General features: G+C 68.4%; 17 protein-coding genes. 11 read left to right on the top strand and 6 right to left on the bottom strand.

Annotated features, from left to right (window positions below):
* From B2869_RS10760 to rpsN, 5 genes are all read left to right on the top strand, one after another.
* Positions 1-1,575: hypothetical protein (locus tag B2869_RS10760; RefSeq protein ID WP_292766154.1), on the top strand; the 1,575-nt coding region annotated here is incomplete at its 5' end.
* A 1-nt stretch (position 1,576) separates the two neighbouring features.
* The gene (locus tag B2869_RS10765) at positions 1,577-2,365 is read left to right on the top strand and encodes a DNA-3-methyladenine glycosylase (protein ID WP_292766157.1); all 789 of its coding nucleotides are present in this window, start codon (positions 1,577-1,579) and stop codon (positions 2,363-2,365) included.
* A gap of 139 nt (positions 2,366-2,504) precedes the next feature.
* The gene (gene rpmB / locus B2869_RS10770) at positions 2,505-2,741 is read left to right on the top strand and encodes a 50S ribosomal protein L28 (protein ID WP_017203559.1); all 237 of its coding nucleotides are present in this window, start codon (positions 2,505-2,507) and stop codon (positions 2,739-2,741) included.
* Positions 2,741-2,911, top strand: a complete 171-nt coding sequence (gene rpmG / locus B2869_RS10775; RefSeq protein WP_017203558.1) for a 50S ribosomal protein L33 — start codon at positions 2,741-2,743, stop codon at positions 2,909-2,911. The genes rpmB and rpmG overlap by 1 nt, the downstream gene beginning before the upstream one ends.
* 3 nt (positions 2,912-2,914) lie before the next feature.
* Positions 2,915-3,220: a 30S ribosomal protein S14 gene (gene rpsN / locus B2869_RS10780; RefSeq protein ID WP_017829734.1), complete on the top strand. Its 306-nt coding sequence runs from the start codon at positions 2,915-2,917 to the stop codon at positions 3,218-3,220.
* A 64-nt stretch (positions 3,221-3,284) separates the two neighbouring features.
* Here the strand turns inward: rpsN and B2869_RS10785 are convergent, their stop codons facing one another.
* Positions 3,285-4,112: an alpha/beta hydrolase gene (locus B2869_RS10785; RefSeq protein WP_292766206.1), complete on the bottom strand. Its 828-nt coding sequence runs from the start codon at positions 4,110-4,112 to the stop codon at positions 3,285-3,287.
* Between the two features lie 152 nt (positions 4,113-4,264).
* Here B2869_RS10785 and B2869_RS10790 point away from each other — a divergent pair, with 152 nt between their 5' ends.
* The 3 genes from B2869_RS10790 (at position 4,265) to B2869_RS10800 (ending at position 7,414) form a co-directional block, all read left to right on the top strand.
* Positions 4,265-4,846 (top strand): TetR/AcrR family transcriptional regulator, encoded by a 582-nt coding sequence (locus B2869_RS10790; protein ID WP_292766209.1) that lies wholly within the window; start codon positions 4,265-4,267, stop codon positions 4,844-4,846.
* A 182-nt stretch (positions 4,847-5,028) separates the two neighbouring features.
* The gene (locus B2869_RS10795) at positions 5,029-5,316 is read left to right on the top strand and encodes an HU family DNA-binding protein (RefSeq protein ID WP_017203554.1); all 288 of its coding nucleotides are present in this window, start codon (positions 5,029-5,031) and stop codon (positions 5,314-5,316) included.
* 166 nt (positions 5,317-5,482) lie between these two features.
* On the top strand, positions 5,483-7,414 hold the full coding sequence (locus tag B2869_RS10800) for a cytochrome c oxidase assembly protein (RefSeq protein WP_292766373.1): 1,932 nt from the start codon (positions 5,483-5,485) through the stop codon (positions 7,412-7,414).
* Positions 7,415-7,432: 18 nt separating this feature from the next.
* Here the strand turns inward: B2869_RS10800 and B2869_RS10805 are convergent, their stop codons facing one another.
* Complete coding sequence (locus B2869_RS10805) at positions 7,433-8,503, bottom strand: hypothetical protein (RefSeq protein WP_292766215.1); 1,071 nt, start codon at positions 8,501-8,503, stop codon at positions 7,433-7,435.
* A 113-nt stretch (positions 8,504-8,616) separates the two neighbouring features.
* Between B2869_RS10805 and B2869_RS10810 the strand changes: the two genes are divergently transcribed.
* Positions 8,617-10,011, top strand: coding sequence for an ATP-dependent DNA helicase (locus B2869_RS10810; RefSeq protein ID WP_292766378.1), 1,395 nt, complete (start codon positions 8,617-8,619; stop codon positions 10,009-10,011).
* Between the two features lie 33 nt (positions 10,012-10,044).
* Here the strand turns inward: B2869_RS10810 and B2869_RS10815 are convergent, their stop codons facing one another.
* Together B2869_RS10815 and B2869_RS10820 are read right to left on the bottom strand one after the other, a co-directional pair.
* Positions 10,045-10,692 carry a heme oxygenase (biliverdin-producing) gene (locus B2869_RS10815; RefSeq protein WP_021201620.1) on the bottom strand — a complete coding sequence of 216 codons (648 nt, stop codon included), beginning with the start codon at positions 10,690-10,692 and terminating at the stop codon, positions 10,045-10,047.
* Between the two features lie 46 nt (positions 10,693-10,738).
* On the bottom strand, positions 10,739-11,053 hold the full coding sequence (locus tag B2869_RS10820; RefSeq protein ID WP_292766222.1) for a DUF2470 domain-containing protein: 315 nt from the start codon (positions 11,051-11,053) through the stop codon (positions 10,739-10,741).
* Between the two features lie 96 nt (positions 11,054-11,149).
* Here B2869_RS10820 and B2869_RS10825 point away from each other — a divergent pair, with 96 nt between their 5' ends.
* Both B2869_RS10825 and corA read left to right on the top strand, forming a co-directional pair.
* Positions 11,150-12,442 (top strand): serine hydrolase domain-containing protein, encoded by a 1,293-nt coding sequence (locus tag B2869_RS10825; RefSeq protein WP_292766226.1) that lies wholly within the window; start codon positions 11,150-11,152, stop codon positions 12,440-12,442.
* A gap of 36 nt (positions 12,443-12,478) precedes the next feature.
* Positions 12,479-13,495 (top strand): magnesium/cobalt transporter CorA, encoded by a 1,017-nt coding sequence (corA, locus tag B2869_RS10830; RefSeq protein WP_021201623.1) that lies wholly within the window; start codon positions 12,479-12,481, stop codon positions 13,493-13,495.
* Between the two features lie 14 nt (positions 13,496-13,509).
* On the opposite strand, the gene B2869_RS10835 is transcribed toward corA, so the two are convergent.
* Both B2869_RS10835 and B2869_RS10840 read right to left on the bottom strand, forming a co-directional pair.
* Positions 13,510-13,725: a multidrug transporter gene (locus B2869_RS10835; protein ID WP_292766231.1), complete on the bottom strand. Its 216-nt coding sequence runs from the start codon at positions 13,723-13,725 to the stop codon at positions 13,510-13,512.
* Positions 13,712-15,097, bottom strand: a complete 1,386-nt coding sequence (locus tag B2869_RS10840; protein WP_029264820.1) for an APC family permease — start codon at positions 15,095-15,097, stop codon at positions 13,712-13,714. The genes B2869_RS10835 and B2869_RS10840 overlap by 14 nt, the downstream gene beginning before the upstream one ends.
* Positions 15,098-15,108 lie beyond the last annotated feature (11 nt).

Here is a 15,108-nt window from a genome sequence, read left to right on the forward strand (position 1 = left end):
GCGCGCGAGGATGCGGAGGCGACCGCTCTTCCGCCCGTCCCCCTCGCGACCGAACCCGTGTTCGTCGGCGCCGCACCGGAACCCGTCGTCGAGACGTCGGTGGCCGGTGCAGCGGTAGGTGCGGCGGCACATGACGCGACAGTGGATCCGTATGCGCCGCCGACCCCCCGCGCCACCGCCGAGCGCCGGGTCCCGCCTGCGCCGGGGAGCCGACGCCGGTTCGTGCTCACGGTTGCCGCGGTCCTCGGAGTGCTCGTCGTCGTCGGGACGGGGTTGGGCATCGCCAGCCTCCTTCAGGGTCCGCGCATCAGCGATGTGCAGGTCGATGCGGCACAGGCGATCGAATCGTCCGGCAGCCGCGTGATCCTCACTGCGAACCAGGCACTCGCCGACATCGACCCGGCGCAGGTCACGGTCGAGCCGGAGGTGCCCTTCACGGTGGATGCCTCGGGGCGCGGCGTGGGCGTGCGATTCACGGTCCCGCTCGACGACTCGACCGAGTACACGGTCCGTGTCGCCGATGTGGTCGGTGCCGGCGGTGGCCCGAAGACGACGCTGACCACGAGCTTCACGACGCCGCCGTCGAACATCTTCCTGCTGCGTCGCGATGTCGCGGGCAAGGACAAGATCTTCCTCACCGACCTCAGCGGCGAGAAGGCCGTCCCGGTCTTCGAGCACGACAAGATCAACGACTTCCGCGCGACCTCCACGCAGCTCGTGGTGTCGGTCGAGGAGGACGACGGGTCCCGCCTGCTCGTGATGGACCGCGACGGCAAGAACCAGCGCGAGCTCACTCTTCCCGGTGAGGGATACGTGGGCGCGATCCAGGTCTCCGAACGCGGCGGCCTCGTCGGCTACAGCTACTCCGACAAGGAGCTCAGCGACACCGAGGGGCGCGCGAGCGTGCTGGTCACCCAGTCGCTGAGCGGCGATGACGACCCGCAGATCATCGAGGTCGCCGGCACCGAGGCGAGCGTCTTCGTCTGGCAGTTCGTGCCCGACAGCGCAGCCGTGCTGTTCATCGACTTCGACGGAGCCCTCTCGCTCGTCGACCGTTCGACCGACACGGGTGTGCAGTCCCTCGGCCTCGCGGCCACCATCCAGGGGATCTCCCGCGGCACCTACACGGCGATCGTCGAACGGCTCGACGGGGCCGTGGTCGAACTCAACCTCGCAGACGGGTCGGAGCAGCCGCTCGCGGCATCCGATCCCGACTACGGGACGGCGAGCTCGATCACGCCGTATCCCGGTGGCACGTTGCGCCACGTGATCGCTCGCGACGACGAGGGGCTGCCGATCGGACAGGTGGTCGTGCGCGTCGACGACGACGGTGCGGCGACCCCGCTGGTCGAGGTCGGATCCACGGACTCGATCCTGCAGGCCTGCGCGTCGCCGAGCGGCCAGTACGCCGCCGTCGTCGTCGCTCCCGACCTGGCGAACAACGCCTACGACGGGATGCTGCTGCCGCTGCCCGAGAACGTCGAGACCCACCTGATCGATATGGCTTCCGGCAAGGAGATCGTCGCCCTCACCGGCTTCGACGCCTCGTGGTGCCAGACGGCTCCGCGCTTCTGAGATGACGGACGGTTCCGACCTCCTCCGCGGCGTCGACCTGCCGCACGAAAGCCTGCGCCGTGCCGTCCGTGCAGACCTGAGCGCCTCTGCGGTCGACGTCGCACCGCGCCTGCTCGGAGGCGAGCTGCGCACGGTCGTCACGATCGGGAGCGACTCCGTTCCCGTCGAGGTGCGGTTGCGCATCACGGAGGTCGAGGCGTACCACGGGCAGGGCACGGGCGAGATCCCCGATCCGGGTTCTCATGCGCGCATGGGGCGCACGGCCCGCAACTCCACGATGTGGGGCGAGCCGGGCCACCTGTACGTGTACCTGAGCCACGGCATCCACTCGTGCGTGAACGTCGTGTGCGGCCCTGAAGGGCAGGGCGACGGCGTGCTGCTCCGGGCGGGCGAGATCGTGAGCGGCACGGAGGCGGCGGCCCTCCGACGTGGCGTCGCGCTTCCCCTTCGGCGCACGACGCTGCGGGACCTCGCCCGCGGGCCGGGTCGTCTCGGACAGGCGGTGGGATTGCGGCATCCCGTGCACGACGGGATCGACGCGATCACGGGTGGGGAGCGTCGCGGAGCACGAGCCGAGCTGTGGCTGGGTCCGCAGCGGGACGACGTGGCCAGCGGTCCGCGCGTCGGTGTCGCCGGCGTCGCCGGGACCGCGGCTTTCCCGTGGCGCTTCTGGATCGACGCGGACCCGACGGTGTCGCCGTTCCGATGGGGCAGGGGCGCGGCCGAGGCTGCTGCCGAACTCGCTTCGGGGGAGCCGGGATCGACCGCGTCGGCACCCGTGCTAAACTGACTCTTTGTCTGCGCACACTCCTGTGCGCAGTTCGCGTGCTTCCCCTTCTGCGGCCGAGAGATCGGCGGGTCGTGGTTGCGTGCAGACAAGGGATCTTGGGTGGGGCCGTCCGGCCTCACGGTATAGAAGGAGTCACATCATGGCAGCAGTGTGCCAGGTGACCGGAGCTGTTCCCGGCTTCGGACACAATGTCTCGCACTCGCACCGCCGGACGAAGCGCCGCTTCGACCCGAACGTGCAGAAGAAGACGTATTTCGTTCCCTCGCTCGGTCGTAAGATCACGCTCAACGTGTCCGCCAAGGGCATCAAGGTGATCGACGTCCGTGGCATCGAGAACGTGGTCAAGGACCTCCAGGCGAAGGGTGTGAAGCTCTAATGGCCAAGAAGGCTCAGGACGTACGTCCGATCATCAAGCTGCGTTCGACGGCAGGTACGGGATACACGTACGTGACCAAGAAGAACCGCCGCAACACCCCCGACCGCCTCGTGCTCAAGAAGTACGACCCGGTCATCCGTCAGCACGTCGAATTCCGAGAGGAGCGTTGATCAATGGCTAAGAAGAGCAAGATCGCTCGCAACGAGCAGCGCAAGGTCATCGTCGAGCGTTACGCCGAGCGTCGCGCCGAGCTGAAGAAGACCCTGGTCGACCCGAACGCCACCGACGAGGCCCGCGAGGCCGCTCGCGTCGGCCTGCAGAAGCTGCCGCGCAACGCGTCGCCGGCTCGCGTGCGTTCGCGCGACGTCATCGACGGCCGCCCCCGCGGTGTCCTCACGAAGTTCGGCATCTCGCGTGTCCGCTTCCGTGACATGGCACACCGTGGCGAGCTGCCCGGCGTGACCAAGTCGAGCTGGTAAGTCTCAGCAGACAGTCGAAAGGGGCGAGGATCTTCGGATCCTCGCCCCTTTCGCGTCCCCACCCTCACGCGACGGGCGTGGTGGTGTGCGCGACGGCCCAGTCGAGGGCGTCGTCGGCGATCTCCTCCCAGCCGTCCTGGCTGACCAGTCGGTGGGTGCGTGCGGGGTACTCCTTGTAGTCCACGATGGATGGGCTCCCGGCGGCGCGGTACTTCTGCACGATCGCGCGACCGATGGCCGGCGGCACGACGTGGTCGATCTCACCGGTGATGATGTAGAGCGGTGCACGGTCGGCGCGGGCGTAGTCGACGTGCGTGACGCCTCCCTTCTCGTTGAACGCGGATGCCACGCCCTCGAAGAACACCCGGTTGTACGAGTTGACAGCCGACTCCTCCCACAGGCGGTCGGAGTCGGCGCGGCTCAGGTCGTTCCCGAACGTGAAGTGGAAGTGCCTCTTCGAGAGGGGCTTCGCGCCGTTGCGGCCGAAGGGGTTCGACAGGATCGGGGTGCCGGTCCAGAGCGTCGACAGGGGGAGTGTGGTGATACCGGCCGTCTGTCCTGGTGCCACGCCGACGTAGGCGGCTCCGACGCCGCGATCGGCGAGCATCTGGGTGATGACGCCGCCGAACGAGTGGCCCATGATGATCGGCGTGACGGGGAGGGCGCGGATGATGCGCTCGTAGTGGTCGACGATCTGCGTCAGTCCGACGCCTTTCAGCGCCGACGGGTCGCGACGGATGTCTTCCACGGAGCGGTCGTCGATGCCGGGCCACCCCGGGACGATCACCTCGTGGCCCTTCGCGCGGTAGCGCTCGGCCCAGGTGTTCCAACTCGCGGGGGTCATCCACAGGCCGTGGATGAGGACGATCGGGGTCTTGTCGGTGCTGTTCATGATCTTCTTCTCTCTGGATCGGCTCCCGTCGGTCGGGAGTGCGTTACGCTGATAGTAGACCGAACGTTCTATCTATCGCAACGTATTCCCGAAAGTGGTGAAGTCGTCGAACGGAAGCCGCGGTTCGGATGCCACGATGAGGAAGGACAATCATGAACACCACCACGAAGCGCCCCAGCCCCGCCCGCGCCCGGTTGATCGACGCGGCCACCCGCCTCTTCTACGAGGAGGGCATCCACGCGGTCGGCGTCGACCGCGTGATCGAAGAAGCAGGCGTCACCCGAGCCACGCTCTACAAGCAGTTCGGCGGCAAGGAGAACCTCGTCCTCGCCTACCTCGCGCACGAGGACGAGATGCTGCGGGCGATGTTCGCGGAAGCCGGGGAGTCAGTGGCCGACCCCGACGTCCTGCTCGAGGCGGTGGTCCGGGGCATCGCTGCCGACATCCGAGAGCGGCACACGCGAGGGTGCCCCTTCATCAACGCCGCGGCCGAATATCCGGATGCCGAGGGTGCCGTGCGCAGACTCATCGACGAGCACCGGGAGTGGTTCCGCTCGACGCTGCAGGCCGTCGCCGAGACGGTGGGTCTCGAGCGCCCGGAAGAGGTCGCGGCGTCCCTGGTCCTCCTGAGAGATGCGGCGCTCGTCGGCGGCTATCTCGACGGCGAGGACCGTGTGGCGCCCGCTTTCGAGCGCACTGCAGGGTCGGTGATCGAGGCGCACCGGCCCGGCTGAGCGGGCTCGTTTCTGTGACTGGAGTGACAAAAGTGACGCGACACGCCCAGTAATTGCCCAAAACCCGCGAAATGACGCGGAAATGAGGGTGGTGGTTGGTACATTCGAGGCGGTCGCTAGACCAGGAGCACCCGCTCCGATACCCACAACGATGCGACGGGATCTCGTCGCTGGAGGATGACATGGCTGACAAGTCCATCACCAAGACCGAGCTCGTCGCGAGCATCGCAAGCGCCACGGGCCAGAGCCAGGCCACCGTCTCCGGTGTCCTCGACTCGCTGTTCGCCACGGTCTCCGACGCTGTTGCCAAGGGCAGCAAGGTCTCCATCCCGGGCTGGATCTCCTTCGAGCAGGTCGACACCGCTGCTCGCACGGGCCGCAACCCGCAGACCGGCGCCGAGATCAAGATCCCGGCCGGCAAGCGCGTCAAGGTGACCGCTGGTTCCAAGCTCAAGGCTGCCGTCAAGTAATTCGACCGCACCTCTTCGAAGGCCGCTCCCGTTCCGACGGGAGCGGCCTTCGTGCTTTCTCACCGCCGGTCGCGCCTAGGCTGGAGGGGTGAGTTCCCGCAGCGAGTCGACGAGTCGGATTTCGGCGTATCGAATCGCAGGAATCGTCATCCTCCTGCTCGCCGGGATGGCGGCCCTCGTGCTGGCGCTGCTCGTCGGCGGAGGCGCCAAGCCGCCGCTCCTGCAGGATCCGGGGCCGTTCGTGCTCTGGGGCACGCCGATCGCCAAGCTCGTCATGAACATCTCGGGCGCGGTCATGCTCGGCTCGCTCGTGCTCGCGCTGTTCGGCCTGCGTGCGGGGGACCGATCATTCGACGCCGCCCTGAACATCGCTTCGGTGGGAGCGGCCGTGTTCACGGTCTCCGCGGGTCTCGCCGGCTTCCTCGCCTTCATGGCCGCCTTCAACCCGAAGCTCAGCATCGAGCGCGAGTTCGGCACGCAGCTCGGTCGATTCCTGCTGGAGCTGCCGCTGGGGCAGTCCTGGCTCATCACCACCATCTTCGGTGCGATCATCACGGTGCTGGCGTTCGCGTGGCGTTCGTGGACACCCACACTGATCACGGCCCTCCTCGCCGCCGCATCCTTCCTCCCGCTCGCGACTCAGGGCCATGCCGGCGACCTCGCCGGGCACAACATGGCCGTCAACTCGATCCTGTTGCACACGATCGGCGCCGCCGTCTGGCTCGGCGGTCTCCTGCTCCTGGTCCTGCTGCGCGGACGAGCCGATGTCGACACCGCGCAACTCGTCGGGCGCTACTCGTCGCTCGCGATCGCCGCTTTCGCCGTGGTCGCCGTGTCGGGCGTCACCCGGTCCATCGTCGCCGTCGGCAGCTGGGATGCGCTGTGGTCGACGCCCTACGGCTGGATCGTGCTGGCCAAGGTCGCACTCCTGGGAGGAATGGGGCTGCTGGGGGCCTGGTACCGCGCCCGCCTGATCCCCAAGCTCTCCGGTCAGCGCGCGGCCGGCTGGTTCTGGCTCCTCGTGCTGTGCGAGGTCGCGCTGATGGGTCTCGCCTCGGGTGCTGCCGCCGCACTCGCACGCACACCTCCCCCCACCGGGGAGGTCGCCGCGTTCGCCCAGACCCCCGCGCAGATCCTCACCGGCTCGACCCTGCCGCCGGAACTGACGATAGAGCGCTGGTTCACCGCCTGGGACTTCGACGTGCTCTGGCTCGTCGCCGCCGGCTTCGGACTGTTCCTCTACCTGGCAGGAGTGCGGCGGCTGCGACTGCGCGGCGACCGCTGGCCGATCCATCGCACCGTGTTCTGGGTGCTCGGCATGCTGATGCTCGTCTGGGTGACCAGCGGACCGCTCAACGCCTACCAGGAATACCTCTTCAGCATCCACATGATGGGCCACATGATGCTGTCGATGGCGATCCCGCTGCTGATGGTGTCCGGTGCCCCCATCACCCTCGCCCTGCGTGCGATCCACAAACGCGACGACGGCACCCGAGGCGGTCGCGAGTGGATCATGTGGGCCGTGCACTCGCCCTTCGCCCGCGTCGTGACGCACCCGTTCGTGGCGGCGGCGATCTTCATCCTGTCGCTCTGGGCGTTCTACTTCACCGACCTCGTGCGCTGGTCGATGTACGAGCACCTCGGCCATGAGTGGATGGTCATCCACTTCCTGATCTCGGGCTACCTCTTCGTGATGAGCCTGATCGGCGCCGACCCGGTGCCCTACCGTCTGCCCTACCCCGGTCGTCTGATCACCCTGATCGCGGTGATGGCGATGCACGCCTTCTTCGGCATCGCGATCATGATGCAGGAGGGCCTCATGGTGGCCGACTGGTTCGGGTCGATGGGCCGTGACTGGGGCGTGGACCCGCTGCAGGATCAGTACGTGGGTGGCGGCATCGCCTGGTCGATCGGCGAGATCCCCACGCTCATCCTCGCGATCACGGTCGCGATCCAGTGGAGTCGCAGCGACACCAAGCTGCAGCGCCGCGCGGACCGGCACGCCGATCGCACGGGAGACGCCGAGCTCGAGGAGTACAACGCCAAGCTGGCTGCCCTCGCCGAGCGCGACGAGCGGGAGCAGCGCGCAGGCCGCTGAGGCCGGCTCGCTCGGGCGTCAGCCGACGGGCTGCTCTCCGGGGGAGCCGATCCTGATCGACGCGGTGCCGTCGGGAAGGATCGCGATCGTTCCCGTGAGCTGGAAGGGGACGTCTTCCGACAGCGGCTGGGTCTTGCCGTCGAACAGCGACTTGATGTCGACGTCGACGTGAGCGACCGCATCCGTCGTCGGGATCTGCCACTGCCCGCCGTCGGGGGTGACCGTGACCCGAGGCTGGGCCGCGATCGACCACTTCGGAGCCGAGGCGAGGCGGTTCGTGACCCGCAGGCCGAACGGGCAGGCCGTCGGCTGCAGCACCTCCTGCGTCGTGCACTCGGTGAGGAAAGCCTCGACGCGCTCCTGCACGACGTCGATGAACTCGTCGGTCGGCTCGGTCTGCACATCGAGCGGCGTGACGGCGAGGGGGGTGTCGGCGAGCACTCCGTGGCCGGAGGCCGTCGATATGGGGGTGTCCACCGTGATCGCATACAGTCCGGGGGTGAACACCAGCAGCGGCAGCGGGTCGAGGGGGACGGCATCGGCACCGTCGATCGACACCTGACGCCGATCGACCTCGAACCCGTTCACGGCGAACTTGTCCGCACCGCGAACCGTGAGATCCACGACGGCCAGGGGGCTCGTCGTGAAACGCCAATGGGGGGTGACTCCCGCCCATCCGTCCTGTTCGATCAAGAATGTACTGGTCCCGGGGTGGCCGCTTGCCTGGTAGCTGACGGTGACGGCGGTGCCACCGTCTGCGGGTTTCTCCGACGTCACCGTCACGTCGGTCAGCGGCGCGAGCGCGGCGCGGCGGAGCATCGCCTCGGATGCCGCGGGGTCGATGCCCGCGGAGTCGAGTGTCTCGCGGTCGATCGCGACCCCGGGAACACGCAGCGCGTCAGCGGCGCGACCGGAGGAGAGCAGGTCGAGGTAGCGGACCACGAACGCCGACGGTCCGTAGAACTGCTGATACAGCGTGACGCCACCGGCTCCGAATGCGGCGACGAGCATCATGCCGACGACAGCGAGCATCGCCAGGTCGACCCCCAGGCGCGCGCGCCGGGGCGCGCTCGCACGTGCCCGGTCCATGGCGTCAGTCTAGGAGGGCGTCCTGGGGGGACGCCGAGCGTCGGCGGGCGTGCGCGGATGCCGGGCCGTAGCATGGACGAGCGCCCTGTCCGCCCGCTGCCCCTGTGAGAACCGTGTCCCTTCCCGCCCTGTCCGAGGAGCAGCAAGAGCTGTTCCGCCTCATCGAGGACACCGGCGAGCACGTCTTCATCACCGGTCGAGCCGGGACCGGCAAGTCGACCCTCCTGCAGCATTTCGCGTGGAACACGAAGAAGCAGATCGCCATCTGCGCGCCCACGGGCGTGGCGGCGCTCAACGTCGAGGGGCAGACGATCCACTCGCTGTTCCGCCTGCCGATCGGTCTGATCGGGGACGCCGACATCGATCAGAACGACGCGACCCGTCGCATCCTGAACGCCATCGAGACGCTCGTGATCGATGAGATCTCGATGGTCAACGCGGATCTGATGGATGCGATCGACCGCTCCCTGCGCCAGGCGCGGGGGCGCAGGGGCGAGCCGTTCGGCGGCGTGCAGGTCGTCATGTTCGGAGACCCGTACCAGCTGGCGCCCGTGCCGCCCCGCGGTGATGAGGCCCGCTACGTGCAGGACCACTACCGTTCGTTCTGGTTCTTCGATGCGAAGGTGTGGGCAGGGGCCGGCGGCGGTACCGGCGAGTCCGATCAGGACGGACTCTTCGCGGTCGACTCGCGGGCCGAACTGCACGTGCGCGAACTCGTGCAGATCCACCGCCAGTCCGACGACGGGTTCAAGGCCATGCTGAACGCCGTGCGCTACGGACGGGTCACCGCCGAGATCGCCGGGGTGCTGAACGCCCAGGGAGCGCGGACGCCACCGGACCCGGAGCCGGGGGAGGTGCCGATGATCACGCTCGCGACCCGCAACGACATCGTGAACAGCATCAACAGTCGTCACCTGGCCGCATTGCCGGGCAAGGAGCAGACCGCACGTGCCGAGGTGAGCGGAGACTTCGGGCGGGGCGAGGCCGCGCTCCCCGCCGAGTCGGAGCTGAAGCTGAAGGTCGGAGCGCAGGTCATGTTCCTGCGCAACGACACCGCGATGTCGGGGGAGCCGCCGCGGTGGGTCAACGGCACCATCGGGACGGTCGTACGCATCCTCGGCAGCGCTGTGCGTGTCGACATCGACGGCGAGGAGGTCGACGTCGAACCGGCCGTGTGGGAACGGTTCCGCTACGCGTACGACCAGAACACCAAGAAGCTCTCCCGTGACGTGGTCGCGGAGTTCACCCAGTTCCCGTTGCGCTTGGCGTGGGCGGTCACGATCCACAAGTCGCAGGGCAAGACCTACGAGCGGGCGATCATCGACCTCGGCTCCGGGGCGTTCGCACCGGGGCAGACCTACGTCGCGCTCAGCCGGCTGACCTCGCTCGACGGGCTCTACCTGTCGCGTGCGCTGCGACCCCGTGACATCCGAGTGGACGAGGACGTGCGCCGGTTCATGCGCGACGCCTGGCTCGCGGCATCGACCCCGGAGCTGCCGAAGAGCTGAAGGCCCGGCCCTGGCTCCGGCTCCGGCAGCGGCTCAGGCAGCGGCGCGTGCGCGGTCGAGGTCTTCGAACAGCTCGGTGTTGAAACGGTAGGCGAGGAGCACCTCGTCGATCACGCGCTCGCGCTCGGCATCGTCCCAGGGAGCGGCGTCGAGCTGCTCGCGGTACACGTCTTTGAAGGCGGCCGGATCGGCGATGTCGTCGAACAGGTAGAAGCCGATGCCGTTGGTCTCGAAGCCGAAGCGGCGTGCCATCACGCGTCCGATGAAGATGCCTCCGGAGAGGTCGCCGAGGTAGCGGGTGTAGTGGTGGGCGACGAAACCGCCGGCCCACGTGGCGCCCACCTGACGGATGCGGTCGACGTAACGCTGCGTGGTGGGCAGCGCGACGATCCGCTCGCGCCAGTCGGCACCGAGCAGGAACTCGAGGTCGGCTTCGAGCGCGGGCAGGCGCGTGAGCTTGTCGGTGATGAAGACCGAGGCGACCGGATCCTGGCGCATGCGCTCGCCGGCGCCCTCGAGGGCCTCGTAGATGAAGTAGTGCTGTGCGACGAGCGAGATGTAGTCCTCGCGCGATCCCTCGCCCTTCAGGAGGTCGGACATGAAGCCGGCGGTCTCGCTGCGGGAGTGCGATCCGGACGAACGCTCGCGCAGGGCGGCGGAGAAGGAGAGGATCTCGGGCATGAGGCCAGTGTAAGGGTTACCTAACCCCGGAGGGAAGCCGGATCCGTCAGGCGTGCGGGCGAGGTTCGACGCCGAGCCGGGCGCAGGCGGCGTCGTACAGCGCCACGACCTCACGGCGCACCGAGGGGCGGTCGTCGATCGGGCCGCCGGGCCACGGCACGCGCAACTCGGTGACGGCGCCGTCGCGCGTGATCTCCCACAGCCCGCCGTCCCCGTCGAAGCCGGTCATGACCGATGCGGTGATCTCCGCATCCGACGGCTCCGCGAACGCCCGGGCGATGAGGATGTTGTCATCGGTGTGGTCGCCGTTCATGTGGCGGAGGACGGCGGTGATCACGTCGGCATCGAAGGTGTGGGGCATGACGACAACCTTATGCGGGGCTCGACGTCCGCTCCGGGGCCGACTTTCAGCATCGGCGCTCTAGACTCGGGAGACACGTCTTCGGGGGTTCTTTCCATGCAGCTTCTCTCGTCGCGCCGGTGGCGCGCCGCAACGGCCACGGCGGCCGTGCTCGCTCTCGTTCTCACCGGATGCTCTTCCGAGGAGTCCTTCTCGTACACGCCCCCCGCTCAGGTCGACGGGGCGCTCCCCGATGACACGGTCGCCGCGATGCAGGCCGCCGTCGACAACGCACTCGTCGCGTCGGGTGCGTCGGGCGCGATCGTCGGTGTCTGGGCGCCGTGGAGCGGGAGCTGGGTGGCCGGCATCGGCACGCAGGACCGCGAGGGCGGAGCTGAGGTGTCGACCGACATGTCCTTCCGCATCGCCGATGTGACCCGTCTGATGACCTGCGACGTGCTCTATGCCCTCGCCGACCGCGATGTGGTCGAACTCGATGCGAACGTCGCGGACTACGTCTCGGGTGTCGCCGACATGCGAGACGAGGGCATCACCCTCCTCGACCTCTGCAACGGCACCAGTGGGGCGGGATCGTCCGAGGGAACCGTCAAGTCGGCGTGGCTGAACACCCCCGACCGGGTCTGGTCTCCTCTGGAGCTGGCCGGTTTCGGCCTGGCGCGTGAGCGCGTCGCCCCGCACACCACCTTCCGCGACTCGGATGCCGGCTACCTCCTGCTCGGGCTGGCCCTCGAACGCGCCTCGGGGATGACCGCCTCCGAGCTGATCGCCGAGTACGTCACCGAGCCCCTCGGGCTCCCGGACACCTCACTTCCGGGCCCGACCCCTGCGCCGCCGGGAACCGGAGCGGTACTGAACGGTCATTTCCTCAACGGCGTCGAAGGCGGGTTCGACTGCGCCGCCCCCGTCGACATCACGAAGCTGTCGTCCAGCTCGGGCTTCACCGACTCCGGCGTCGTGTCGACCATCACCGACCTGGGTCGCTACGCACAGGCGGAGGCGAAGCAGGCGCTGCGCACCAAGGAGAAGCCGGACCGCTTCGGTGAGCCGCTCCCGGCTGCCGACGGAGCCGAGTCCTGGTTCCAGGCCACGGGTGGTGCCTACCTCGTGGGATCGATGATCGGTCAGCACGGCTGGACGCCCGGATACGCCACGGCGGCGTACTCCGACCCTGCCACCGGGTTCACCGTGGCCGTCGTGCTCAACGACTCGACGGCCGGGGCGCAGTTCGCCCAGCAGCTCTCGTGGGAACTCGCCGCCATCGCCTCCAAAGCGCCGGCCGCTGCGGGGCAGACCGCGCCCGAGTTCGGCCTTCCGTTCACGGCCGAGCAGTACCACCAGGCGATCGCCGATACCGCGATCCCCTGCGTGGCCCCGCCTGCTGCGGAGTGATCCCGCTCTGACCGACAGGAACGCGAAGGGGCGACGATGGCGATCATCGACAATGCGATCTACGTGGATGGCGTCCGCACCGAGAATCCGGTGACCCTCAGCGAGACCTTCGAGCGCATGCGGGAGCGCGGCGGCATGGGGTGGATCGGCCTCTATCGGCCGAGCGAGGAGGAGATCCGCGCGGTCGCGGACGAGTTCGGCATCCATGCGCTCGTCGTGGAGGACGCGCTCTCCGGTCACCAGCGCGCCAAGCTCGAACGCTACGGCGAGGTGCTGTTCATGGTGCTGCGGCCGGCGCGTTATCTCGACGACGTCGAGGAGGTCGAGTTCGGCGAGGTGCACGTGCTCGTCGGCCCCGACTTCGTCGTGACGATCAGGCATGCGGAGTCACCGGACCTCGCGCGCGTCCGCCGACGGCTGGAGGCCGACCCCGCCCTCCTCGCCCGTGGTCCCGAGGCCGTGATGTACGCGATCCTCGATGAGGTCGTCGACGAGTACACGCCCGTCCTCGCCGGGCTCGAGAACGACATCGACGAGATCGAGAGCCAGCTGTTCGAGGAGAACACCGACGCCACCCAGCGCATCTATGACCTGGGGCGGGAGGTCATCGACTTCCAGCGGGCCACGCAGCCACTGTCGGGCATGCTGGAGGCCCTGCTGCGCGGGTCGGACAAGTACCAGGTGACCGAAGAGCTGCAGCGGTATCTCCGCGACGTGCTGGATCACACCCTGCGCGTCAGCGACCGCGCCACGACGTTCCGCACCGTCCTCGACAACGCGCTCACCGTCGAGTCGACGATCGTCGCGCGTCGCCAGAACGAGGAGATGCGGCGGATGACGGAGCTCAGCATCCGTCAGAACGACGAGGTCAAGAAGATCTCGGGATGGGCGGCGATCCTGTTCGCCCCGACGCTCGTCGGCACGATCTACGGCATGAACTTCGATCACATGCCCGAGCTGCACTGGCTTCTCGGTTACCCGATGGCGGTCGGGATGATGATCGCGCTGGGCTTCGGGCTCTACGCGGCCTTCAAGCGCAAGGGCTGGCTCTAGAGCCGGGCCGCGCGTCAGTCCTCGGAATCGGCCTCGGGCATTCCGGGACCGGGCCCCGGACGCACCGGTGCCCCCGGGGCGATGTCGATGCGGGTGTTGCCGTCGTGCTCGCTGACCTCGACGCGGGGTGCGGCGTCGGCCTCGGTGGCGTCCGGTGCGGACGTCAGCTGATCGTGCCGCTTCTCCGCGCTCGTCATCTCGTCGGCGGACGTGTGCTCAGGCGTGCTCATGGTTCTCCTTCTGGTCGTGGACGGGCTCGCCGTCGGGGCGGGCGTTCTTCTTCTCGGAGTGCTTCCTGCCCCAGCGCGCCAGCACGTACAGCACGCCTCCGACGGCGAGCAGTATCGCGCCGAACAGCCAGACGGCCGGTCGCTGCTGGGTGAGGAGCAGGATGCAGGAGCCGACGCCGAGAACGGGGACGAAGGTCCACACGCGGAAGTGATCGTTGTCGACGCGGTCGCGACGAAGTACCAGCACGGACACGTTGACGCTGAGGAAGACGACGAGGAGGAGCAGGACCACCGTCTCGGCGAGCGTCGCCAGATCGCCGACGAGCGTCAGCCCCATCGCCACGAGGGTGGTGGTGAGGATCGCGACCCAGGGGGTCTTCCGCTTCGGGAGCACGCGGCCGAGGGCGGCGGGCAGCAGGCCCTGCTCGGCCATGCCGTAGGTGAGACGGCTGACCATGATCATCGTCAGCAGTGCGCCGTTGGCGACCGCGACGAGCGCGATGAGGCTGAACAGCCAGGAGGGGATGCTGACGCCGGTGGCCTCGACCACGGCGAGCAGGGGGCCGCTCGAATCCTGCAGTTCTGCAGGTGGGAGGGCGATCGAGCTCGCCAGACCGACGAGCACGTAGACCGCTCCGGCCGTGAACAGGGCGCCGAAGAGGGCACGAGGGTACGTCCGGCGCGGATCCTTCACCTCTTCGATCATGTTCGCGGACGTCTCGAACCCGACGAACGAGTAGTAGGCGATGACGGCACCGGACAGCACTGCGACGGCGACGCTCGTCCCTTCCGGCGCCTCCGCGACACGGGAGACGTCGCCGCCTCCGCCGCCCACGAAGACCGCGACCACGGCGATCACGATGACCAGGCCGCTCAGCTCGATCGCGGTCATCACGAGGTTCGCGCCCATGGACTCGCGGATGCCGCGGGCGTTCAGGAGGCCGACCAGGGCGAGAAAGGCGATCGCGACCGGGATCGTCGGCAGATCGAGGAACGTGCCCAGGTAGTCGCCCGCGAACGCGATGGCGAGGCCGGCCGCACTCGTGACTCCTGCGGCGAGCATGCTGAATCCCACCAGGAACGACACCAGCGGACTGTGGAATGCCCGCTCCGCGAAGACGGCGGCTCCTCCGGCGCGCGGATACTTCGTGACGAGTTCCGCATAGGAACCCGCGGTGAGCATGGCGAGCAGCAGCGCCAGGAGCAGAGGCGCCCACAGCATCCCACCCACCTTCTCGGAGAGCACCCCCATCAGGGCATAGATGCCTGCGCCCAGCACGTCCCCGAGGATGAACGCGAACAGGAGGGGACCGGTGATCGCCCTCCGCAGCCGGGTCGAGGTCTCGGCGGCGGGCGCGGTCTCCGTGGTCATCCTCGAACGGT

Origin of the sequence: Microbacterium sp. UBA3486, assembly GCF_002377845.1 — a bacterium.
GTDB lineage: Bacteria > Actinomycetota > Actinomycetes > Actinomycetales > Microbacteriaceae > Microbacterium > Microbacterium maritypicum_A.

Bases quoted from the DNA above. Each gene is read 5' to 3' on its own strand.
- rpmB (WP_017203559.1), top strand. From the start codon at position 2,505: ATGGCAGCAGTGTGCCAGGTGACCGGAGCTGTTCCCGGCTTCGGACAC.
- B2869_RS10825 (WP_292766226.1), top strand. From the start codon at position 11,150: ATGCAGCTTCTCTCGTCGCGCCGGTGGCGCGCCGCAACGGCCACGGCG.
- B2869_RS10805 (WP_292766215.1), bottom strand. From the start codon at position 8,503: ATGGACCGGGCACGTGCGAGCGCGCCCCGGCGCGCGCGCCTGGGGGTC.
- B2869_RS10820 (WP_292766222.1), bottom strand. From the start codon at position 11,053: ATGCCCCACACCTTCGATGCCGACGTGATCACCGCCGTCCTCCGCCAC.
- B2869_RS10815 (WP_021201620.1), bottom strand. From the start codon at position 10,692: ATGCCCGAGATCCTCTCCTTCTCCGCCGCCCTGCGCGAGCGTTCGTCC.
- B2869_RS10840 (WP_029264820.1), bottom strand. From the start codon at position 15,097: ATGACCACGGAGACCGCGCCCGCCGCCGAGACCTCGACCCGGCTGCGG.
- B2869_RS10835 (WP_292766231.1), bottom strand. From the start codon at position 13,725: ATGAGCACGCCTGAGCACACGTCCGCCGACGAGATGACGAGCGCGGAG.
- rpsN (WP_017829734.1), top strand. From the start codon at position 2,915: ATGGCTAAGAAGAGCAAGATCGCTCGCAACGAGCAGCGCAAGGTCATC.
- B2869_RS10765 (WP_292766157.1), top strand. From the start codon at position 1,577: ATGACGGACGGTTCCGACCTCCTCCGCGGCGTCGACCTGCCGCACGAA.
- rpmG (WP_017203558.1), top strand. From the start codon at position 2,741: ATGGCCAAGAAGGCTCAGGACGTACGTCCGATCATCAAGCTGCGTTCG.
- B2869_RS10790 (WP_292766209.1), top strand. From the start codon at position 4,265: ATGAACACCACCACGAAGCGCCCCAGCCCCGCCCGCGCCCGGTTGATC.
- corA (WP_021201623.1), top strand. From the start codon at position 12,479: ATGGCGATCATCGACAATGCGATCTACGTGGATGGCGTCCGCACCGAG.
- B2869_RS10785 (WP_292766206.1), bottom strand. From the start codon at position 4,112: ATGAACAGCACCGACAAGACCCCGATCGTCCTCATCCACGGCCTGTGG.
- B2869_RS10800 (WP_292766373.1), top strand. From the start codon at position 5,483: ATGGCGGCCCTCGTGCTGGCGCTGCTCGTCGGCGGAGGCGCCAAGCCG.
- B2869_RS10795 (WP_017203554.1), top strand. From the start codon at position 5,029: ATGGCTGACAAGTCCATCACCAAGACCGAGCTCGTCGCGAGCATCGCA.